This is a genomic window from Streptomyces sp. NBC_01478 (genome assembly GCF_036227225.1).
GTDB lineage: Bacteria > Actinomycetota > Actinomycetes > Streptomycetales > Streptomycetaceae > Streptomyces.
Map to the genome: position 1 here is coordinate 4,533,460 of NZ_CP109444.1, position 19,078 is coordinate 4,552,537.

Annotated in this window: 21 protein-coding genes and 2 tRNA genes; 12 read left to right on the forward strand and 11 right to left on the reverse strand. The window is 70.4% G+C overall.

The window, feature by feature from the left end; genetic code table 11:
- Positions 1–63: 63 nt before the first annotated feature.
- A complete protein-coding gene (locus OG223_RS20295) occupies positions 64–483 on the forward strand; it encodes a helix-turn-helix domain-containing protein (RefSeq protein WP_329250412.1) in 420 nt (139 codons plus the stop codon).
- A 20-nt stretch (positions 484–503) separates the two neighbouring features.
- On the opposite strand, the gene OG223_RS20300 is transcribed toward OG223_RS20295, so the two are convergent.
- Positions 504–1,235, reverse strand: a complete 732-nt coding sequence (locus OG223_RS20300; RefSeq protein ID WP_329250414.1) for a maleate cis-trans isomerase family protein — start codon at positions 1,233–1,235, stop codon at positions 504–506.
- Positions 1,232–2,017: a maleate cis-trans isomerase family protein gene (locus OG223_RS20305; RefSeq protein WP_329250417.1), complete on the reverse strand. Its 786-nt coding sequence runs from the start codon at positions 2,015–2,017 to the stop codon at positions 1,232–1,234. Before OG223_RS20305 ends, OG223_RS20300 begins: the two co-directional genes overlap by 4 nt.
- Before the next feature lie 148 nt (positions 2,018–2,165).
- On the opposite strand from OG223_RS20305, the gene OG223_RS20310 reads away from it, so the two are divergent.
- Complete coding sequence (locus OG223_RS20310; protein ID WP_329250419.1) at positions 2,166–3,128, forward strand: D-2-hydroxyacid dehydrogenase; 963 nt, start codon at positions 2,166–2,168, stop codon at positions 3,126–3,128.
- Positions 3,129–3,150: 22 nt separating this feature from the next.
- Positions 3,151–4,557, forward strand: coding sequence for an amidase (locus OG223_RS20315; protein ID WP_329250421.1), 1,407 nt, complete (start codon positions 3,151–3,153; stop codon positions 4,555–4,557).
- Positions 4,558–4,560: 3 nt separating this feature from the next.
- Here the strand turns inward: OG223_RS20315 and OG223_RS20320 are convergent, their stop codons facing one another.
- Complete coding sequence (locus OG223_RS20320) at positions 4,561–5,055, reverse strand: DUF3830 family protein (protein WP_329250424.1); 495 nt, start codon at positions 5,053–5,055, stop codon at positions 4,561–4,563.
- Between the two features lie 47 nt (positions 5,056–5,102).
- Between OG223_RS20320 and ehuB the strand changes: the two genes are divergently transcribed.
- The 6 genes from ehuB (at position 5,103) to OG223_RS20350 (ending at position 9,325) form a co-directional block, all read left to right on the forward strand.
- Positions 5,103–6,020 carry an ectoine/hydroxyectoine ABC transporter substrate-binding protein EhuB gene (gene ehuB, locus OG223_RS20325; protein ID WP_329250426.1) on the forward strand — a complete coding sequence of 306 codons (918 nt, stop codon included), beginning with the start codon at positions 5,103–5,105 and terminating at the stop codon, positions 6,018–6,020.
- A complete protein-coding gene (ehuC, locus tag OG223_RS20330) occupies positions 6,017–6,736 on the forward strand; it encodes an ectoine/hydroxyectoine ABC transporter permease subunit EhuC (protein ID WP_329250428.1) in 720 nt (239 codons plus the stop codon). Before ehuB ends, ehuC begins: the two co-directional genes overlap by 4 nt.
- Entirely contained in the window at positions 6,733–7,383 is a 651-nt protein-coding gene (gene ehuD, locus OG223_RS20335; protein WP_329250431.1) for an ectoine/hydroxyectoine ABC transporter permease subunit EhuD, read from the forward strand. The genes ehuC and ehuD overlap by 4 nt, the downstream gene beginning before the upstream one ends.
- A 10-nt stretch (positions 7,384–7,393) precedes the next feature.
- A complete protein-coding gene (ehuA, locus tag OG223_RS20340; protein ID WP_329265394.1) occupies positions 7,394–8,170 on the forward strand; it encodes an ectoine/hydroxyectoine ABC transporter ATP-binding protein EhuA in 777 nt (258 codons plus the stop codon).
- A gap of 220 nt (positions 8,171–8,390) precedes the next feature.
- Positions 8,391–9,149 (forward strand): IclR family transcriptional regulator, encoded by a 759-nt coding sequence (locus OG223_RS20345; protein ID WP_329250434.1) that lies wholly within the window; start codon positions 8,391–8,393, stop codon positions 9,147–9,149.
- A 99-nt stretch (positions 9,150–9,248) separates the two neighbouring features.
- A tRNA-Lys gene (locus OG223_RS20350) sits at positions 9,249–9,325 on the forward strand.
- Here the strand turns inward: OG223_RS20350 and OG223_RS20355 are convergent.
- The 5 genes from OG223_RS20355 to OG223_RS20375 all read right to left on the reverse strand — a co-directional run bounded on the left by OG223_RS20355 (position 9,288) and on the right by OG223_RS20375 (position 14,795).
- A complete protein-coding gene (locus OG223_RS20355) occupies positions 9,288–10,946 on the reverse strand; it encodes a long-chain-fatty-acid--CoA ligase (RefSeq protein WP_329250437.1) in 1,659 nt (552 codons plus the stop codon). The two genes, OG223_RS20350 and OG223_RS20355, sit on opposite strands and share 38 nt — an antisense overlap.
- A gap of 39 nt (positions 10,947–10,985) precedes the next feature.
- Complete coding sequence (locus OG223_RS20360; protein ID WP_329265396.1) at positions 10,986–11,441, reverse strand: DUF3592 domain-containing protein; 456 nt, start codon at positions 11,439–11,441, stop codon at positions 10,986–10,988.
- A 90-nt stretch (positions 11,442–11,531) separates the two neighbouring features.
- A complete protein-coding gene (locus tag OG223_RS20365) occupies positions 11,532–12,140 on the reverse strand; it encodes a lytic polysaccharide monooxygenase auxiliary activity family 9 protein (RefSeq protein WP_329250440.1) in 609 nt (202 codons plus the stop codon).
- A 97-nt stretch (positions 12,141–12,237) separates the two neighbouring features.
- A complete protein-coding gene (locus OG223_RS20370; protein WP_329250443.1) occupies positions 12,238–13,368 on the reverse strand; it encodes an SPFH domain-containing protein in 1,131 nt (376 codons plus the stop codon).
- Positions 13,369–13,433: 65 nt separating this feature from the next.
- Positions 13,434–14,795 (reverse strand): peptidoglycan-binding protein, encoded by a 1,362-nt coding sequence (locus OG223_RS20375; RefSeq protein ID WP_329250446.1) that lies wholly within the window; start codon positions 14,793–14,795, stop codon positions 13,434–13,436.
- A gap of 181 nt (positions 14,796–14,976) precedes the next feature.
- Between OG223_RS20375 and OG223_RS20380 the strand changes: the two genes are divergently transcribed.
- Together OG223_RS20380 and OG223_RS20385 are read left to right on the forward strand one after the other, a co-directional pair.
- Positions 14,977–15,050, forward strand: a tRNA-Lys gene (locus OG223_RS20380).
- A 214-nt stretch (positions 15,051–15,264) separates the two neighbouring features.
- Positions 15,265–15,960: a FadR/GntR family transcriptional regulator gene (locus OG223_RS20385; RefSeq protein ID WP_329250448.1), complete on the forward strand. Its 696-nt coding sequence runs from the start codon at positions 15,265–15,267 to the stop codon at positions 15,958–15,960.
- A 315-nt stretch (positions 15,961–16,275) separates the two neighbouring features.
- On the opposite strand, the gene OG223_RS20390 is transcribed toward OG223_RS20385, so the two are convergent.
- The gene (locus tag OG223_RS20390) at positions 16,276–16,959 is read right to left on the reverse strand and encodes a class F sortase (protein WP_329250451.1); all 684 of its coding nucleotides are present in this window, start codon (positions 16,957–16,959) and stop codon (positions 16,276–16,278) included.
- A gap of 6 nt (positions 16,960–16,965) precedes the next feature.
- Complete coding sequence (locus tag OG223_RS20395; protein ID WP_329250454.1) at positions 16,966–17,502, reverse strand: hypothetical protein; 537 nt, start codon at positions 17,500–17,502, stop codon at positions 16,966–16,968.
- 114 nt (positions 17,503–17,616) lie between these two features.
- Here OG223_RS20395 and OG223_RS20400 point away from each other — a divergent pair, with 114 nt between their 5' ends.
- Positions 17,617–18,396: an HAD-IIA family hydrolase gene (locus OG223_RS20400; protein ID WP_329250457.1), complete on the forward strand. Its 780-nt coding sequence runs from the start codon at positions 17,617–17,619 to the stop codon at positions 18,394–18,396.
- Between the two features lie 8 nt (positions 18,397–18,404).
- Here OG223_RS20400 and OG223_RS20405 read toward each other — a convergent pair whose 3' ends face one another.
- The gene (locus tag OG223_RS20405; protein WP_329250459.1) at positions 18,405–19,076 is read right to left on the reverse strand and encodes a phosphonatase-like hydrolase; all 672 of its coding nucleotides are present in this window, start codon (positions 19,074–19,076) and stop codon (positions 18,405–18,407) included.
- Positions 19,077–19,078 lie beyond the last annotated feature (2 nt).

Consider the following 19,078-nt stretch of genomic DNA (forward strand, 5'->3'; position numbering starts at 1 on the left):
ACATATACATCAGATCTAGATGCATCAAGATGAGATGCATCTCTTTCTGATATACCTGGTTCCATGAACGTCGACGATCTGTTCCTGCTGGGCGTCCGCCTCCAGAAGATCGCGGAGTCCGCCATCCCGGCCGAGGGCATCGGCGACCACCCCACCAGCACCCGTACGGTCCTGATCGTCGCCGCCGACATCAGGGACCACCCCGGCACCACGGTCACCGAGGTCGCCCGGCGCACCGGGCTGGTACAGAGCCAGGTCTCCAACTGCGTGGCCCGGCTGCGCTCCGCCGACGCACTCGTCACCGAGCCCGACCCGACGGACGGCCGCCGCACCCTGCTGCGCACCAGCCCCGAGCCGTCCCCGCGCATGACGGCGGTCCGCGAGGCCCCGATCACCCCGGCACTCGCCGCCGCCACCGCCGATCCCGGGGAAGCGCTGGCACTCCTCGAACGGCTGAACGCGCTGCTGAAGCCGGCCGACTGAGCGCCCAATCCCCTTACGGATCAGGCCTGTACGAGCGGTTCCTTCGTGAACAGGGCCCCCAGGTCAGGCGCGTTGACCTTGCGGTCCGCCAGCCGCAGCGCCTCCCACACCGTGACCTGGTTCGCCGTGAGGACCGGCTTGCCCAACTCCTTCTCCAGGTCGGTGAGATGACCGGCGGTGTGCAGGGCCGTGTCCGGGAGGAGGATCGCCTCGATGTCCGGGCCGTCCACGGACCGGGCCAGTGCCAGCACCTCGTCCCGGCCCCAGGTGCCGACCTCCGCCGCGGTGACGATCCCGGAGGCGCGCACCGCGGCCGGTTCCACTCCCCCGGCCCGCAGGAAGTCCGCGAAGAGCGCCGCCACGTCGTCCGGGTACGTCGCGCCCACGGCAACCCGTCGCACCCCCAGCTCCTTCGCCGCGTACACGAAGGCGAAGGACGTCGACGACGCCGGCAGGCCCGCCGCCCGGGCCAGGGCGCGGACCTGGTCGTGGGCGCCCTCCCAGCCGTAGACGAAACTGCCGCTGGTGCAGGCCCAGACGACGGCCTCGGCGCCCGACATGCGGAGTTGTCCGACGCCTGCCGCGAGCCGCTCGGGGGAGCCCATCTCCAGGAGCGCGTCCACGCGGTGTGCGTCCTCGCCGATGTCCGTGTGGACCACGTCGAGGCGCACGTCGCTGCCGAGGAGCTGTTCGATGCGCGGGTAGTCGTCCTCGGCGGAGTGGCCCGGGTAGAGGAATCCGAGTGCGGTCATGACCAGCCTTCCTGGTGTTCTTCCGGCAGTACCGGCCCCCGGCGGCGCGCCGACTCGTCCAGCAGCGCCTGATAGGGGCCCACGGCACGGGTACCCAGTCGGCGCAGGGCTGCCCACATCGTGACCTGGTTGGCCGATACGACCGGTATGCGCAGCTCCGCCTCCAACTGGGGGATCACGTCGTACGTCGGAAGGTTGGTGCAACTGATGAACAGCGCGTCGGCGGCGCCCCGGACGGCCTGCCGGGCCATGTCGACGACGTCGCGGTAAGGCACCTTCCAGATGTGCCTGGTCAGGCCCATGAAGGCGCGGCCGATGACCTCGACGCCGGCCTCGGCGAGGTACTCCTCCAGGGACTGCGTGACGGACACCGTGTACGGCGTGACCAGGGCGATCCGGCGGGCGCCGAGTTCGGTGAGGGCGGCGAGCAGGGCGCCCGAGGTGGTCAGGGACGGGACCTCGCCGGCCCGGGTCATCGCCTCGCACATCGCGCGTTCCCCGGCGAGTCCGCCGACGAAGCTCCCGGAGGTACAGGCGTACGCGACGACCTCGGGGGCGATCGCGTTGAGCGTGCGGACCGCGTCGTGCAGGGTCTCGTGCTCGCTGACCAGACGGGCCAGGTCGAGGCTGACCTCCACGGGTACGAACGGCGTCCGCGTGAGGTGCAGCGAGATGTCGTCGGGGACCCAGCGCCACAACTCGCGGTCCAGCGCGAAATCGAAGGGGGCGACGACACCGACACCGCGCTGCGGGCGGGGTCCGCCCAGGAAGGAAACGTGCATGGCTACACCGGCCTCACCAAGAGAAACGGGGTGACAACGGTCCGTGCGGGCGTCCGTGTTGACGAAGGTAGGTTCGAGTGCGAGCGTGGTCAATCCGCGCATGTCAGACGGCCGCATCCCTGTTGTTTTCCGCGAGAAACGGCTCCGCATGACCGCAACTCCCGCCGCCCTGCCCACCCTTCTCGTCCTGGACGCCGACCCGCTGCCCCGGCTCGGGAAGCTCACCGGGCGGGTACGGATCGCGCACGCCGACGCGTCGACGCTCGCGGATCAACTGCCGTCCGCCGACGTCCTGTTGGTGTGGGACTTCACCTCGCACGCGGTGCGCGCCGCGTGGCCCGGCGAGGGTCCGCGACCGCGCTGGGTGCACACGGCCAGCGCGGGTGTGGACCACCTGATGTGCCCCGAACTCGCGGACTCCGACACCGTGGTGACGAACGCGCGGGGCGTCTTCGACCAGCCGATCGCCGAGTACGTCGCCGCGCTCGTCCTCGCGATGGCCAAGGATCTGCCGCGGACGCTGGACCTCCAGCGGGAGCGGACCTGGCGGCATCGCGAGGCACAGCGGGTGGCCGGGACCCGTGCGTGCGTGGTCGGTTCCGGGCCGATCGGTCGGGCGATCGTCCGCACCCTCAAGGCACTCGGCGTGACGACCGCGCTCGTCGGCCGCACCCCGCGCACCGGGATCCACGGCCCCGGCGAACTCGACCGGCTGATGGCCCGCGCCGACTGGGTGATCTCGGCGGCCCCGCTCACCGACGAGACGCGCGGCATGTTCGACGCCCGCCGGTTCGGCTGCATGCAGCCCTCGGCGCGCTTCGTCAACGTGGGACGGGGCCAACTCGTCGTGGAGGGCGCGCTCGTGGAGGCGCTCACCAAGCGCTGGATCGCGGGCGCCGCACTCGACGTCTTCGAGGCCGAACCCCTCACCCCCGACAGCCCGTTGTGGCAGGTCCCGGGGCTGATCGTCTCCCCGCACATGAGCGGCGACACGGTCGGCTGGCGGGACGAACTCGGCACCCAGTTCGTCGCGGCGTACGAGAAATGGGAGGCGGGCAGGCCGCTGCCGAACGTGGTCGACAAGAAGCGTGGGTACGTACCGGGGCACTGAACTCCCCACTCTGGAGGGCCGGATGACGACCGAACTCACCGAGCTGACCGCCGTGGAACTCCTGGACGGCTACCGCAGAGGGGAGTTCAGCCCCGTGGAGGCGACCCGCGCGACCCTGGACCGGGCCGAGGAGATCCAGCCCGCCGTGAACGCGTTCGTACGGCTCGACGCGGAGGGCGCGTTGGCGCGGGCGGCACAGTCGGCGGAGCGCTGGCGGCGCGGGGAGCCGGCCGGACTCCTCGACGGGGTGCCGGTCACCGTGAAGGACATCCTGCTCCAGCGCGGCACACCGACCCTGCGCGGCTCCAAGACCATCGCGGAGCAAGGCAGTTGGGACGAGGACGCGCCCTCGGTGGCCCGACTGCGGGAGCACGGCGCGGTGTTCCTCGGCAAGACGACGACCCCGGAGTTCGGCTGGAAGGGCGTCACCGACTCCCCGCTGTCCGGCATCACCCGCAACCCGCACGACCCCTCGCGCACGGCGGGTGGCTCAAGTGGCGGGAGCGCGGCGGCCGTTGCCCTCGGCGCGGGCCCGTTGTCGCTCGGCACGGACGGCGGTGGCAGCGTCCGTATCCCCGCCTCCTTCTGCGGGATCTTCGGCCTGAAGCCGACGTACGGCAGGGTGCCGCTGTACCCGGCGAGCGCGTTCGGCACGCTGTCGCACGTCGGCCCGATGACCCGGGACGCGGCCGACGCGGCGCTGCTGCTGGACGTGATCGGCGTTCCGGACGCCCGCGACTGGTCGGGGCTCGACCGGCCGGCCGGCTACTTCACGGAAGGACTCGCGGGCGGGGTGCGGGGCCTGCGGATCGCGTACTCGCCGTCCCTCGGCGGGCAGGTCGCGGTGCGTCCGGCGGTCGCGGCGGCGGTACGGCGGGGCGTGGAGCGACTGGCCGCACTCGGCGCGTACGTCGAGGAGACCGACCCCGACTTCACGGACCCGGTGGACGCCTTCCACACCCTGTGGTTCAGCGGCGCGGCCCGCGTCACCCAGAAACTCGCGCCGGGGCAGCGGGAGTTGCTCGACCCGGGGCTGCGGGAGATCTGCGCGACGGGAGCGCGCTTCTCCGCGCTGGACTATCTGGCGGCGGTGGACGCCCGGGCGGAACTCGGCCGCAGGATGGGCCTGTTCCACGAGCGCTACGACCTCCTCGTCACCCCGACCCTCCCGATCACCGCGTTCGAGGCGGGAGTCGAGGTCCCGAAGGGTTCCGGGTACCGCCGCTGGACAAGCTGGACCCCGTTCACGTACCCCTTCAACCTGACCCAGCAGCCCGCCGCCACCGTCCCGGTGGGGGACGACGGCGACGGGCTGCCGATCGGGATGCAGATCGTGGGGGCGCGGCACCGGGACGACCTGGTGCTGCGGGCGGCGCACGCGCTGTACGGCGCAGGGGGCACTTCCCCCGGACTCAGGCCCGGAAGCTGAGCGTCACGCCCGCCGGAAGCTGAGCGTCTCCCCCGCCGCCCCCGACCGCCACAGGTCGTTGCACGCCTCCGCCATCTCCGCCAGCCCGTCGACCACCTCGCCCCAGACGATCCCGGGCACCCAGCCCACGTCACCGTTGAGCAGCAGGTTGTTGCGTTCGTAGAACAGGGCCAGGTCGACGACCGCCGTGCCGGCGCGGACCTCGCGGTCGTAGCCGTAGGCCTTCGTGCCGAGTTCCGTGCCGGCGAAGGCGAAATAGCAGAGATCGCCCGGTATGGGGGTGACCGTGGGGTTTTCCAGCGGGGGTTCCGTTTCGGCGAACGGCGGGAAAAGGGCGTAGATCTCGTTGCGGGCGTACTTGGCGTGGTAGACGTCGCCGGCGAGCGGAAGTGCGTTCCAGATCGCCGCGCAGGTCAGTGGGGCGCGGTCCACCAGCAGTTTTGCCCGGCAGTGGACGTTCCGCTTTGCGAGTGAGACCTCGATGAAGTGATCCGTCATGTCATCCAGGGTGCATAACCCGGATGCGGTCGGGTAGCTGCGCGCCCATGGCTCCACCACTTGGGAACGACAGACACACATCCGGTCACACGCCGGGTCACACCCGTCGGGCACTGCTCGCCGGGGTGGCGGCGGCCGGTGCGCTGGGCGCGGCCGGCTGCAGCCGGGTGGCCACCGCGTCGGCCACGAGCGGCGGTGAACTCCTCGACCGGCTGAAGGCGCAGGGCGTCGTACGGCTGGGGATAGCGGGTGAGATCCCGTTCGGGTACATCGACAAGCAGGGCCAACTGACCGGTGAGGCACCGAAGTTGGCGGAAGCGATCTTCAAGCGGCTCGGCGTCGACAGGGTACAGCCCGTGCCCACCGAGTTCGGCTCGCTCATACCCGGCCTGAACTCGCAGCAGTTCGACGTCGTGGCCGCCGGGATGTACGTGACCCCGGAACGCTGTGAGCAGGTCGTCTTCGCCGACCCGGACTACCAGGTGCTCGACGCGTTCGTCGTCCGCAAGGGCAATCCGAAGGGGCTGCACGACTACAAGGACGTCGTCGCGAAGAAGGCGAGGTTCGCCACCGGCACCGGCTACGCGCAGATCCAGCACGCCGTCGACGCCGGGTACAAGCAGAGCGACATCCTGATCGTGCCGGACCAGGTCGCCGGGCTGAACGCCGTAGAAGCAGGGCGTGTCGACGTCTTCGCCGGTACGGCGCTCACCACCCGCGCGGTCGTCAAGAAGTCCGCCAAGGCCGAGTCGACCACGCCCTTCGCCCCGCTCGTCGACGGCAAACCGCGCGTCGACGGGGGCGCGTTCGCGTTCCGGCCGACCGAGACGAAGCTGCGCGACGCCTTCAACGTCGAGCTGCACCAGCTCAAGAAGAGCGGGGAGTTGTTCCGCATCCTGCGGCCCTTCGGGTTCACGAAGGCCGAGATGACGGACCTCACCGCGAAGGAGCTCTGTAGCGGATGACCTCCGGGCTCTGGGAACTTGTCCTGAAGGGGATCTGGACCACCGTCCAACTCCTCGTCCTCAGCGCGCTGTTGGCGACCGTCGTGTCGTTCGTCGTCGGCATCGCACGCACCCACCGGCTGTGGATCGTCCGCTTCCTGGCCGGTCTCTACACCGAGGTGTTCCGCGGCACCTCCGCCCTCGTCATGATCTTCTGGGTGTTCTTCGTCCTGCCGGTCGCCTTCGGCTGGCAGCTCGTCCCGCTGTGGGCGGGCACGCTCGCGCTCGGCCTGACCTACGGCGCGTACGGCACGGAGATCGTGCGCGGCGCGCTGAACGCGGTCGACCCGGCCCAGCAGGAGGGCGGGGTCGCGCTGAGCTTCACGCCCTGGCAGCGGATGCGGCTGATCCTGCTGCCGCAGGCGGTGCCGGAGATGATCCCCTCCTTCTGCAACCTGCTGATCGAACTGCTCAAGGGCACCGCCCTGGTGTCCGTCATGGGCATGGGCGATCTCACCTTCAGCGCCAACCTGGTGCGGCTCGCGCTGCAGCAGAGCGCGGAGATCTACACGTACATCCTGCTGATCTACTTCGTGATCGCCTTCACGCTCACCCGGCTGATGCGCGGGCTGGAGAAGAAGCTGAAGGCCGGGATCGGCAAGGCGCCCGGCAACGAGAAGGCCGCGCGTGAGCTGAAGCGGGCGCAGACCACGGGTGTCGGAGGTGGGGTCGCGTGAACTGGGACTGGAACACCGTGAGCGACTTCATGCCGTACTTCTGGGACGGCCTGAAGGTCACCCTGCAGATCCTGCTCCTCGGGTCGCTGATCTCGTTCGTGCTCGGCCTGGTGTGGGCGCTGCTGATGCGGACGCCCTCGCGCTGGGTGCGCTGGCCGGTCGGGGTCGTCACCGAGTTCGTGCGGGACACCCCGCTGCTGGTGCAGTTGTTCTTCCTCTTCTATGTGCTGCCCGAGTGGGGGCTGACCTTCTCCGCGCTGACCACCGGCGTCTTCGCGATCGGGCTGCACTACTCGACGTACACGATGCAGGTCTACCGCGCCGGCATCGAGGCGGTGCCCGTCGGCCAGTGGGAGGCGGCGACCGCGCTGAACCTTCCGGTGCGCCGGACCTGGACCGCGGTGATCCTGCCGCAGGCGATCCGCCGGGTGATCCCGGCGCTGGGCAACTACGTGATCGCGATGCTCAAGGACACCCCGGTCCTGATGGTGATCACCGTGCTCGAACTGATGGGCCAGGCCCGGCTGTTCTCGCAGGAGCACTACCGGTTCACCGAGCCCATCACCGTGATCGGCCTTGCCTTCGTCCTCATCTCCTATCCCGCCTCCCTGCTGATCCGAGCCCTGGAGCGACGCCTTGTCCGCTGACACGCCCCTGATGAACGATCCCGACGCCCACGCCAACCCTCCGGTGGACGGCAGCGAGTTGATCCGCCTGGACCACGTCACGAAGCGCTTCGGGTCCAACACCGTGCTCGACGACCTCGACTTCTCCGTGGAGTCCGGCAAGCACGTCACCCTGATCGGTCCCTCCGGGTCGGGCAAGACCACGATCCTGCGGCTGCTGATGACGCTGACGAAGCCGGACGAGGGCACGATCACCGTCGACGGGGAGCGGCTCTTCCCCGCGCCCGAGAAGCAGGTCCGGGAGATCCGCAAGAAGATCGGGATGGTCTTCCAGCAGTTCAACCTGTTCCCGAACATGACCGTGCTGCGCAATGTCACCGAGGCACCGGTCACCGTCCTGGGCCTGCCCAAGGACGAGGCGGAGGCGCGCGCCCTGGAGCTGCTCGACCTGGTCGGCCTCGCCGACAAGGCCGGCGCCCGCCCTACCCAGTTGTCCGGCGGCCAGCAGCAGCGCGTCGCGATCGCGCGGGCGCTGGCGATGCGGCCGCAGGTGCTCCTGCTGGACGAGGTGACCTCCGCGCTGGACCCGGAGCTGGTCGCGGGCGTGCTCGACGTGCTGCGGGACATCGCCCGCACCACCGACATCACCATGCTCTGTGTGACCCACGAGATGAATTTCGCCCGTGATATTTCCGACCAAGTCCTGATGTTCGACTCGGGAAAGGTCGTCGAATCGGGCCCGCCGGAGCAGATCTTCGGCGATCCGGAACAACAGCGGACCCGGGAATTTCTCGGCGCGATTCTTTGACATTTATTCAATTACTGCATGTGAGCATTCGAACACCCAAGGTCCACGTCGCGTGGCATGCCCAAGGAATATGCCAAAGGATTCGCGCCGCAGTTCGGAGGGTGTAGGGAGGGACACAATCTCGCCAACAGCCGCTCCACATCGGCCGTTTGACGGCTATCGTGGAGGAGATTCGCTGTCCGGTATCACGGCCCAAAAAGCGAGCGCAGGGAGAAACACCGTGGCGCTGATGCACGAGCCGACCGCTCCCTACCACTCGGTACAGGACGCACTGCGCATCCTGGAGACAGTCGCGAGGCACTCCACCGGTGTCACGGACACCGAACTCGCCCGTCTCACCGGCCTCGGCGTCGAGCGCCTGACGATACTGCTGCGGACCCTGCGCCGCGAGGGCTACGTCCAGCAGCTCACCGACGGCGCCTACATCACCGGCGAGGCCCTGAGCCGGCTCGGCTCCGCGGCCGGCCGGGAGCAGGCGGTGCGCGAGCAGATCCAGCGGACCCTGGACCGGCTGCGCGACTCCCTGGGCGCGGCGGTCTACGTCAGCCGATACGTCGACGGCGAGGTCACGATCACCCAGTACGCGGCGGGACCCACCACCCCGGCGGTCAACGAGTGGGTCGACTTCCGGGTCTCCGCGCACGCGACCGCGCTCGGCAAGAGCCTGCTGGGCCAGCTCGATCGCAACGGCCGCCGCGACCATCTCTCCCGGCACAAGATGGCCCGCCTCACCTCGCGCACCATCACCAGCGACCGGCTGCTGCTCGCCCGCCTGGAGAACCAGCCGCCGACCGTCCCCCACCTCGACCTCCAGGAGTACGCGGTGGGCACGGTCTGCGCGGCCGTTCCGATCACGGCCGGCTCCTCGGTGGGCTGCCTGGCCCTCTCCCTCCCGGTCGAGCACGCCCACCGCCTGCGCCAGGCGGCGGACACCCTGAACCGCGAGGCGGGACCGGTACTGCTCTCCCTGGCCATCTGACGGCTGCCGTGGCCCTGGTCCGAAGCACCCCTCCGGACCAGGTAGTATTTTTCTCGTCGCCCTCCGCGAGACACCGATCCAGCGGAAGGCGTGAGTCATGCGCCGCTAGCTCAGTTGGTTAGAGCAGCTGACTCTTAATCAGCGGGTCCGGGGTTCGAGTCCCTGGCGGCGCACCAAAGAAGGGCTCCTCGTTCCGACGAGGGGCCCTTCGGCGTCCTCGGAGGTCAGTCGCCGGTAGGCCGCCTCCCGCGGCGGCCGCCACCACACCGGATCCGGGCATACGACCCCCTCCCGCCTGAGCCCCGCCCGATGGATCTTGTTGGTCGCGGTCACCGGCATCCGCTCCACCACCCGCACGAACCGGGGTGCCATCTTCGTCCCCAAGTCCGGCTGGGTCAGCAGGAATTCGGCGAAGTCGAGCGGGTCGAAGCGCCCGGCGATGGTCGCCATGACCTGGTCGCCGGTCACCGGGTCCGGTACCGCGTAGACCGCCACGGCGTCGGCGCCCGGGTACCGGGAGAGGATGTTCTCGATCATCGCGGCGGCGAGGTTCTCGCTGTCGACGCGGAGGCGGTCGTCGGTGCGGCCGGCGAAGTAGAGATAGCCGTCGGTGTCCCGGTAGAAGAGGTCGCCGGTCCAGTACCAGCCCGCCCTGCGCCGTTCCGCGTCCGCCGCCGGATTGCGCCAGTACCCCTCGAAGGGGTTGGCGCCGCGGTTCACCAACTCCCCTATCGCCTCTTCCCCGTTGAGCAGTCGGCCGGCCGAGTCGAAGACCGCCGGCGGGCACTCCTCGCACGACTCCGGATCGAGTACGGCGAGCCCGGGCGCCGCCCGCCCCACCGCCCCGGACGGTGTCCCCGGCGACCACTGCACCGCCGCCCCGCCCTCCGAGGACCCGTACCCCTCCACCAGCCGCACCCCGAACCGCCGCTCGAACGCCGCCGCGTCCACCGCGCCCGCCTCCGTGCCGAAGCCCATGCGCAGCGGATTGTCCCGGTCGTCGGCACGTTCGTCGGTGGCCAGGATGTACTGCACCGCCCGGCCGACATAGGTGAAGTACGTCGCCCCGTACGTCCGTACGTCGTCCAGGAAGCGGGACGCCGAGAACCTGCGGCGCAGCGCCACCCCCGCCCCGGCCGCCAGCGCCGGTGCCCAGTCGGCGATCACCGCGTTGCCGTGGAACATCGGCATGCAGATGTAGTGCACGTCCCCCGGGAGGACGCCGAAGCTGTCGGCCAGCGAGCGTCCGGCGGCGGCCAGTCGGCCCTGGGTGCAGATCGCGGCCTTCGGGGCGCCGGTGGAACCGGAGGTGAAGTAGAGCAGGACGCGGTCGTCCGGGGTGGCGCGGGAGAAGGCGGAAGGGCGCGCGTCCGCGTACGGGGCGAGCAGGTCGCCGTAGGGCTGAGTGTCCGTCACCAGGACGTGGACGCCGGGGAGTTGGAGGTTCTCGATCAGCGGGAGATGGGCGCGCTCGGTGACCAGTACCCGGCACTCGGTGTGCAGGATGTCGCGGGCCAGCTCAGGGCCTCGGCGGGTGGGGTTGATGCCGGCGACGGCCGCGCCCGCGAGGGCCGCCGCACTCAACCACAGGGGATATTCGGGGGTGTTGTCGAGCAGCACGCCGACATGGGGCGCGGCACCGGGCGGCAGCAGGTCCGCGAGGAGAGCCGCCCTGGCCGCGGCGCCGGCCGCCATCTCGTGGTGGGTGAACACCTGTTGCCCGCACCACAGCCCCGGGCGGTGGTCGCCCCACCGCGCCTGGACGAGTTCCGCGACGGTACGCCTGCTGGACTCCATGGGGGCGCAGGGTAGTTGACGTACCGTCAGATATGGAGACTACGAGCCCATGATGTCGAACATCTTGTGGGCCACGAGGATGAAGAAGACGCAGAAGGCGACGATCACGCCGAAGAACACCAGCATGCAGCCCGCGCCCGCCGCGAGCTTCCCGCGGGACGGGGCGTGGGCGGTGGCCCGCTCGGGGTGATCGGCCGCGTAGTAGGCGGTGACGATGTCGCCCTCCAGGGTGGTGCCCGGCCCGTTGCGCTCCTCGAACCTGACCGTACGGCCCTCGCGCGTCGTGAACTCGTAGACGTGGTGCAGCGTCGTCGACACCATGGTGTCCCCGGCGCCGCCGCTGGTCGTCGTGTACGTCCGCAGACAGCGGGCCTCGGCCGTGAGCCCGCTGCTCCAGGCGCTGTTGACCTGGCGCGAGCGGCGGATCACGGCGGTCGCGCCGAGCGCCACGACGGCGATCATGAGCAGTGGCGCGATGTAGAACAGCGCTTCCATGGTGTCCCCCGAGGTCAAGTACCGCTTGGTGGAGGGAACCTACCCCCGGGGGATGCCGGACTGTCTCAAGCAATGCTCAGAACCTCACGCTCAGAACGTGACGTCGTCGCAGGAGTAGAACGCGTTGGTCGTGTCCGCGATCGTCCACACCGCGACGATCACGTGGTGACCGGAGAGGCCGGACGGGAGCGTGCCGCTGTGGGAGATGGTGGACGACGAGGGGCGCTGGCCGTTGTAGGGGACGGTGAGGAACGGGGTGGTGTTGAGGTCGGAGCGGGCCAGGTTGTGGTTCTGGTTCCAACCCGCCTTGGTGACGTAGTACTTGAAGTCCGTCGTCGCGTGGATCGCCGTGAACTGCCAGCGGAACGTGTACGACTGACCACCCGTCACCTTGGTCGTCGGCCAGGCGGTGCCCGACGGGGCCTTCGGTGCGCTGAGTTGGGCGAAGCGGCTGATCCCGCCGTTGCAGATCTGGCCGTCGGCGGGGCCGGCCGCCGGGAAGCCCTTGGGGCCCTCGACGCTCTGCGGCTCGTACTGGATGTCACCGCAGTTGGTCACCGTGCCGTTGGCGCAGAGCTTCTGCCTGCTGATGGGGAGGTCGGTGTAGCCGTGGCTGCTCGCGGCCCCGGACGAGAGCACGATGGCCCCGGCCGTGGTGAGCCCGAGCACGCCCGCGTACCACTTGGTCTTTTTGCGCATGCTGCCGCTCCTGGAGAACGTGTGGGGAGTTCCGTGAGCCGTGCAGGTCTAGACCAAGTCCCAGATTATTGCCCTTACTTGACCGTGTCCATACCGCTCACGGCGCGGCTTCTCCCCGCCCCGAGCAGAACGCGACCGTCAAGTCCTTCACCAGCACCTTGCGTTCGTAGTCGTCCAGCTCCACCAGCCCGCGCATGGTCAGCCGCGTCACCGTGTCCTCCACGGAGTCGACCACCGACGTCAGCATCGTCGCCCGCTGCTGCGCGTCCAGCGTGGCGATACGGCGGCGGGTCATCGCGGCGGCGACCTCCGGGGCGTACTCCACGCGCACCGGCCGCACCGAGAACACCTCGATGCCGACCGGCGCCGAGTCCGCCGCGACCAGTCGGGTCAGCGCGTCGACGGCCAGGTCGGCCGCGCCCTTCGCGCCGCCGCCCGGCGGCTCCACCGGCACCCGGGCCAGCGCCGCCTCCACGCACTCGCGCAGATACGTCTCGTGGTCCTCGACCCCGAGCGTGGCCCGCGCGGTGTCCCGCACCCGCCACACCACGAGCACGACGACCCGTAGCGCCACCCCGTTCGCGTCGGCCGCCGGCATCGGCTCACCGCGCCAGTGCCGCAACCGTACGTCGACCCGGCGGCGCAGCAGCAGCGGGTTGACCCACATCAGACCGGTGCGCCGGACGGTCCCCCGGTACCGCCCGAACAGGCCGAGCACCCAGGCCTGTCCGGTACGGCCCCGGGCCAGCCCGCCGAAGCCGAACAGCCCCAGCGCCCCGGCCCCGGCGTACGCGGCCCACTGCGCGGGACCGAGGCCGGCACCGGCGTAGAACGGCAGCCGTAGCGCCTCGGTCGCGAGCGGGGGCAGGACGCCCGCCCACCACGAGGTGGCGAGGCAGCCGGCCAGTCCGCAGGAACCGGCGAGCACGCCCGCCGTGCCGGGCAGCACCCGGGCGGGGCGCTCCACCAGCTCGGGGTCGACCTGCGGGGCCGGGCGCGGCTTGGCCGGGAGGGGGCGGCGGAAGCGCGGCTGTTCGCCGGTGCCCTGTCTGCGCGCTACGACGGCTGGTCTCAGCGGCACCGACACCGGGTCGGGTTCGTCGCGGAACAGCAGGTGGACGGGGATCTCGGTGGTCGCCTCGTTCTGGATGAGCCGCGCGGGACGGGTCTGTCCCTCGGGCGGCCCCTCGTTGTTCTCGGGCGTCTGTGATGTGGTCGTCGTACTCATGGTTGCCTCCAGCCTCCGCGCCAGATGCGTCACAACGGGTGGGGACGAGCGGGTGATGCGTGTGCTTACGAGAAGAGGCGGCGCCAGGTCTCCGGGCCCGGGTAGCCGTCCGCCGCGCCGCCGCGCCAGCCCTGGGCGCGCTGGAAGGCCTCGACGTTGCGCCGGTCCGGCTCGCCCCAGCGCGGTCCCGGGCCGGTCGTGTAGTACCTGCCGAAGCCCTTCTTGACCAACTGCTTTCCGAGCTGGGTGACGTACTTGTTGGTCGCGCCGGGGCGGAACATCGCCCTGCCCGGGTAGCCGGGGACGCCGTGCGAGGCGGGGGCGGGCGGGCCCGCCGCTCCCACGGCCGCGCCGCCGATGTTCCTGCCCTTGCCGGTGACGAGCAGTTCCCAGGTCGCCGGACCGGGCAGGCCGTCGGCGTCCGCGCCGGTCCAGCCCTGGGCGAGCTGGAAGGCCTGGGTGGCCCGGCGGTCCGCGTCCGACCAGACCGGGCCGGGACCGGAGGTGTAGTAGGCGCCCGCGCCCCGGGCGACGAGCATCGTGCCGAGCCGGGTGACGTACTTGTTGCTGGCGCCGGGGCCGAAATACGACGCTCCCGGATACCCCGTCTTCGCCGTGACCGTACCGGCCGGGGTCACCGGAGTCGCCGGGGTCACCGGGGTGACGCCGTCCGTACCGCCCGTCAGGCCCTTGTAGCGGTAGGGGACATAGTTGTCCGAGTGGCTCCAGTACGCGTACGGGGTGGACTGGCGGCGGGCGTGCGACGGGGTCTCCTCCAGGGCGATGTAGTAGGTGTGCGTGTAGTCGGTCCAGCCGCCGAAAATGACGACGTGCGAGCCTTTCTCGGGGTTCACCGGATTGTGGAACAGCAGAATGTCGCCGGGCTGGAGTTCGTCCTTGGAAATACGCTCCCCGTACTGGTCGAGACTGCCGGTCCATTCGTTCCCCGGCAGTCCCCAGGCCATCGAGACGAACCCCGAACAGTCCTGCCGGTAACCGTCGGACCAGTACGCGTTCATGCTGTACGGCACCTGCGCCGCGATCCAGGTCTTGGCCCGGTTGATGATCTCGGCGCGGGTGGTCGTGGGCGCCTTGAGGACGCCGGACGGCTTCGCCGGTGTCCCGCTCGGGCCGTGCAGCGGGGTCTTGCCGCCCTGCGGGGTGGCGGGTTCGTCGCCCGGGTCACCCGTTTCACCTGCGAAGACGCCGGGCCGGGCCGGGGTGTGCGGGGCGGCCGCCGCCGGTACGGCATGCCCGGCGGCGAGGGCGGCGGACGCGGCCGACGCCACGACGAGGACCCGCTGGGCGGCGGGGAGACCGCCGGTGCGGCCGGTCGGGGAATGCGTCGGGGCGCGCCGCCGGTGAACACATCCGGCGCAGTCGCAATCGCTCGCGGGATCGAATTCCTCGAATACCGGAGTCTCCATGCGATGCCCCTCACACTCCAGGTGGAAATATCCGCGCTCGTGCACGTCCGTCAGTTTCTCAACTGTCTTCCGGACTCGCATGTTGACGGTCCGAATGATGTACGGCGGCCCCGCCCGGGCCCGTCCGGGGGTGGTCGGGAGCACCCCCGGACGTCCGGTAGAGTTGTGCAGGTCAACACGCGCGCCGCTAGCTCAGTTGGTTAGAGCAGCTGACTCTTAATCAGCGGGTCCGGGGTTCGAGTCCCTGGCGGCGCACGATGACGATGGCGGGGCCCGTTCGCAGAAAGCGCGAACGTGCCTCGCCATCGTCTTTTCTGCACGGCTTCGCCGTGCGCGGTGGGGGCTCCGCCACCCACACCCCCTCGCGACGCCGGAGGCCCTCCGCAGTGCGGGGGGCCTTTCGCATGGCCGGGACATCCGTCCGGACGGAACACAGGTCTCGCCCCGTTTGGCCGGTTACCCTCTGGCCATGACAGCCCGTGACCTGCAGGAGCGGATCAAGAAGCTCATCCTCGACCGTCGGCTGTCCTCCGGGGCCCCGCTGCCGACCGAGCCCGAGCTGATGGTGTTTCTCGGCGCCAGCCGGAACTCGGTGCGCGAGGCGCTCAAGGCCCTCCAGGCGATGGGCATCGTCGAGATCCGGCACGGGTTCGGGACGTACGTCGGCCCGATGTCGCTCGCGCCGATGGTCGAGGGGCTCGCGTTCCGTACCGTCGTCGGGCACTACCGGGGCGAGGACAGCCTGCTCCAGTTGCTCGAACTGCGGGAGGCGGTGGAGTCGGGGCTCGTCGCCCGGCTCGCGGGGCGGCTGCCGGAGCGTGATCTCGTCGAACTGGACGCGCTGGTACGGCAGATGGAGCGGGAGGCGGCCGAGGGCGTGGGGCTCGCGGCCACCGACCGCGCCTTTCACGCCACGCTCTACCGGGGGCTGGACAACGCGCTGCTGAGCGAGGTCCTCGAAGCGTTCTGGGACGCCTTCCACCGCGTCCACACCGATCTCGCGGCCGGCCCGCAGGACCCCGACGTCACCTGCCGCCAGCACCGGGAGATCCTCGACGCGGTCCGGTCCGGGGATGCGAAACGTGCCGAGAACGCCATAAGGATGCACTTCGACAACGTGCGCACAAGGCTGTCCACGACGGATCCGCGTGATTCCCGCGTGTGACGTCTTGCGGCCGCGTGCCGAAGGCCTGGGCGACGCCGGGTCGAGGGTGCCGTAGAACCGTGAACCACCTGTGCATATGACAGGGAGCTACCACATCGGGGCATGGCGTCATTCGCCCTCTAGGCCGGGGCGCTCATTCGTTCTACAGTCGATTCGAACGGCCCTGGCCCCCGGCCGGTCATCCTCCACCATGGGGTTTCCCAGACCTCCCGCGTCGTCCGCCGGGTTACTCCCGCAACCCGTGCGTGCGCGGTCGAGGACCAGCCCGGTCGACGGCTTCCGGGGGGAGCGGGTCGTCGGCCGGGCCAGGTGGTGTCAGAGACCGGTTCCGGTGAGGTAGGCGGAGACGATCACGTTCGCCGTGTAGCTGTGGCTGCCGCGGTCGAAGGTGCCGCCGCAGGTGATGAGGCGGAGTTCGGCGCGGCCCGACTGCCGGGTGCCGTAGGCCTGTTGGGCGTCGAAGCGGGCGCGGGTCAGGACGCGTACGTCGTCGATGGTGAACTCGGCCACCTTGCCGTCGTCGCGGATGACCCGGACGGTCTGGCCGGGCCGTAGCGTGCTGAGTTTGTAGAAGACGGCGGGGCGGGTCTCGGTGTCGACGTGGCCGACCAGCAGGGCGGTGCCGGCGGCCCCGGGCCGGACTCCGTTGCCGTACCAGCCGACCACGCCCGCCTGGTCGAACGGCGGGGGGTCGATCGCACCCTGCGCGTCGAGGCCGCGGGCCACCACCGGTGCCTGTACGGCGAGTTGGGGAATGTCGACGCGTTGTGGGAGCGCGTCGGCCAACGGCTTTGCCGCGGGCGGGAGTTCGGCCTCAGGGGGGCGGCCGACCGCCGCCACGTCACCGGTTGTCGGCGCGGATATGCCGAGCCGTATGTCGGTCAGGTCCTGCCCCCACAGCCACAGCCCGAGCAGCAGCACGGCCCACGCCACCCCGGTCAGCAGCCGCCCGGTGCCGGTGGAACGCTCGTGCTCGGCGGGTCGGTCGTGATCGAACATGGCCGGTCAGCCCGTCCTGCGGCTCCGGCGGGCGCTGCGCAGCGCCACGGCCGCCGCGGCGACACCGGCCAGCAACAGCCCCACCACCGCGTGCGCGGTACCGGGACCGGCCGCGCGGGCGTCCGCGGCCGCGAGATGCGCGGTACCACCGCCGCCCGCGTGGACGGGGGCGACGGGCGAGGCGGGCGGCGCCGTCGGGGACTGCGACCCGTTCTCCACGACCTTGATCGCGCCCTTCACCGTCACGCTGCCGCAGGTGATCTTCACGTCGTAGCTGCCCGGTTCCAGCGAGCCGCGGACCCGGGTCTCGCCGGCGAGGGTGCCGGCCGTGCCGACCAGTTTGGCGTCGGCGACGAACGCGTCCGACGTCGCCGAGCCCGTCGTACCGGCGCAGCCGCTGATTTTGAGGGCGACGTCGGCGCCGGGGGCGGGGGACGCGGGGGTCACCGAGACAGTGCCGCCGTCCGCCGCGTACGCCGTCGGGGTGAGCGTCGCGAGGAACAGCGCGGCACCCGTACAGAGTGTGACTTTCAGTGAACCCATCGTGAACCTCCAGATATCTGGAGACTCCTCCTGGTCACCCGGCCACGCATCCCTGGCGGGGCCCGATTGCTCCGTATGGGGGAGGGGGAGGCCGCAGTGCATAGCATGGTGGCCATGACAGAGCGCAAGCCCATCGAATCGTGGCTCACCGACATGGACGGGGTACTGATGCACGAGGGCGTCCCCGTGCCCGGTGCGGACGCGTTCATCAAGACGCTGCGGGAGAAGGGCCGTCCGTTCCTGGTCCTCACCAACAACTCGATCTACACGGCGCGTGACCTGCACGCCCGGCTGAACCGGATCGGTCTCGAAGTTCCGGTGGAGAACATCTGGACCTCGGCCCTGGCCACCGCCGCGTTCCTGGACAACCAGCATCCCGGCGGCACCGCCTACGTCATCGGCGAGGCCGGGCTGACGACGGCCCTGCACGACGCGGGGTACGTGCTGACCGACTCCGACCCCGACTTCGTGATCCTCGGCGAGACCAGGACCTACTCCTTCGAGGCCCTGACCAAGGCGATCCGGCTGATCAACGACGGGGGCCGGTTCATCGCCACCAACCCCGACAACACCGGCCCCTCGCCCGAGGGCGCCCTGCCGGCCACCGGATCCGTCGCCGCGCTGATCACCAAGGCGACCGGCAAGGAGCCGTACTTCGTCGGCAAGCCGAACCCGCTGATGATGCGGAGCGCGCTGAACACCATCGGCGCGCACTCGGAGAGCAGCGCCATGATCGGCGACCGGATGGACACGGACGTACTGGCCGGGCTGGAGGCGGGGATGGAGACCTTCCTCGTGCTCACCGGGCTGACGACCAGGGGCGATGTGGAGCGCTATCCGTACCGGCCCACGAAGGTCGTGGAGTCCATCGCCGACCTGGTCGAGCTGATCTGAGCCTGCGGCTACAAGTCCGCGAGCAGCGTGGGCAGTTCGGCCACCGAGCCCAGGACGTGGGTGGCTCCGGCCTCGCTCAGCGCGGCGCGCCGGTGCGCTCCGGTCAGGACCCCGGCGACGACACCCGCCCCGGCGCGGACCCCGCTGAGCATGTCGTACGAGGTGTCGCCTACGACGGCTAGCTGCCGTACGTCCTCCGCGACCGCCGTACGCAGGAACGCGGTGAGGACCATGTCCGGGTACGGGCGGCCCCGGCCGCCCGCGTCGGCGGGGCAGAGCGTGAGGTGGGCGAGGTCCTGCCAGCCGAGCGCGGCCAGGATCGCGTCCTGGGTGGTGCGGGCGAAGCCGGTCGTCAACACCACGGTGCGGCCTTGGGACTTGAGCAGCTCGACGGTCTCGCGGGCGCCGGGCAGGGCCGCGATCCTGCCCCCGTCGACGAGTTCCGCGTACGCCGCCTCGAAGGCCTTGTTGGCTTCCTGAGCCTGCCCTTCCGTCCCGAACAGATGCCGGAAGACGGAGATCTTGGACTCGCCCATGGTGGCGCGGACGTGGTCGAGCATCGTGGCGGGCTCTTCGCCCAGGTGCCGGGCGGCGGCCGTGAAGGCCTCCTCGACGAGGCCGTCGTCGGCGACGGTGGTGCCGGCCATGTCGAGGACGACGAGACGGATTTCCGGGTTCATGG

What these genes read in the sequence shown, in the direction of transcription:
- OG223_RS20295 (WP_329250412.1), top strand. Translation starts at nt 64, where the DNA reads ATGAACGTCGACGATCTGTTCCTGCTGGGCGTCCGCCTCCAGAAGATC.
- OG223_RS20300 (WP_329250414.1), bottom strand. Translation starts at nt 1,235, where the DNA reads ATGACCGCACTCGGATTCCTCTACCCGGGCCACTCCGCCGAGGACGAC.
- OG223_RS20305 (WP_329250417.1), bottom strand. Translation starts at nt 2,017, where the DNA reads ATGCACGTTTCCTTCCTGGGCGGACCCCGCCCGCAGCGCGGTGTCGGT.
- OG223_RS20310 (WP_329250419.1), top strand. Translation starts at nt 2,166, where the DNA reads ATGACCGCAACTCCCGCCGCCCTGCCCACCCTTCTCGTCCTGGACGCC.
- OG223_RS20315 (WP_329250421.1), top strand. Translation starts at nt 3,151, where the DNA reads ATGACGACCGAACTCACCGAGCTGACCGCCGTGGAACTCCTGGACGGC.
- OG223_RS20320 (WP_329250424.1), bottom strand. Translation starts at nt 5,055, where the DNA reads ATGACGGATCACTTCATCGAGGTCTCACTCGCAAAGCGGAACGTCCAC.
- ehuB (WP_329250426.1), top strand. Translation starts at nt 5,103, where the DNA reads ATGGCTCCACCACTTGGGAACGACAGACACACATCCGGTCACACGCCG.
- ehuC (WP_329250428.1), top strand. Translation starts at nt 6,017, where the DNA reads ATGACCTCCGGGCTCTGGGAACTTGTCCTGAAGGGGATCTGGACCACC.
- ehuA (WP_329265394.1), top strand. Translation starts at nt 7,394, where the DNA reads ATGAACGATCCCGACGCCCACGCCAACCCTCCGGTGGACGGCAGCGAG.
- OG223_RS20355 (WP_329250437.1), bottom strand. Translation starts at nt 10,946, where the DNA reads ATGGAGTCCAGCAGGCGTACCGTCGCGGAACTCGTCCAGGCGCGGTGG.
- OG223_RS20360 (WP_329265396.1), bottom strand. Translation starts at nt 11,441, where the DNA reads ATGGAAGCGCTGTTCTACATCGCGCCACTGCTCATGATCGCCGTCGTG.
- OG223_RS20365 (WP_329250440.1), bottom strand. Translation starts at nt 12,140, where the DNA reads ATGCGCAAAAAGACCAAGTGGTACGCGGGCGTGCTCGGGCTCACCACG.
- OG223_RS20370 (WP_329250443.1), bottom strand. Translation starts at nt 13,368, where the DNA reads ATGAGTACGACGACCACATCACAGACGCCCGAGAACAACGAGGGGCCG.
- OG223_RS20375 (WP_329250446.1), bottom strand. Translation starts at nt 14,795, where the DNA reads ATGGAGACTCCGGTATTCGAGGAATTCGATCCCGCGAGCGATTGCGAC.
- OG223_RS20385 (WP_329250448.1), top strand. Translation starts at nt 15,265, where the DNA reads ATGACAGCCCGTGACCTGCAGGAGCGGATCAAGAAGCTCATCCTCGAC.
- OG223_RS20390 (WP_329250451.1), bottom strand. Translation starts at nt 16,959, where the DNA reads ATGTTCGATCACGACCGACCCGCCGAGCACGAGCGTTCCACCGGCACC.
- OG223_RS20395 (WP_329250454.1), bottom strand. Translation starts at nt 17,502, where the DNA reads ATGGGTTCACTGAAAGTCACACTCTGTACGGGTGCCGCGCTGTTCCTC.
- OG223_RS20400 (WP_329250457.1), top strand. Translation starts at nt 17,617, where the DNA reads ATGACAGAGCGCAAGCCCATCGAATCGTGGCTCACCGACATGGACGGG.
- OG223_RS20405 (WP_329250459.1), bottom strand. Translation starts at nt 19,076, where the DNA reads ATGAACCCGGAAATCCGTCTCGTCGTCCTCGACATGGCCGGCACCACC.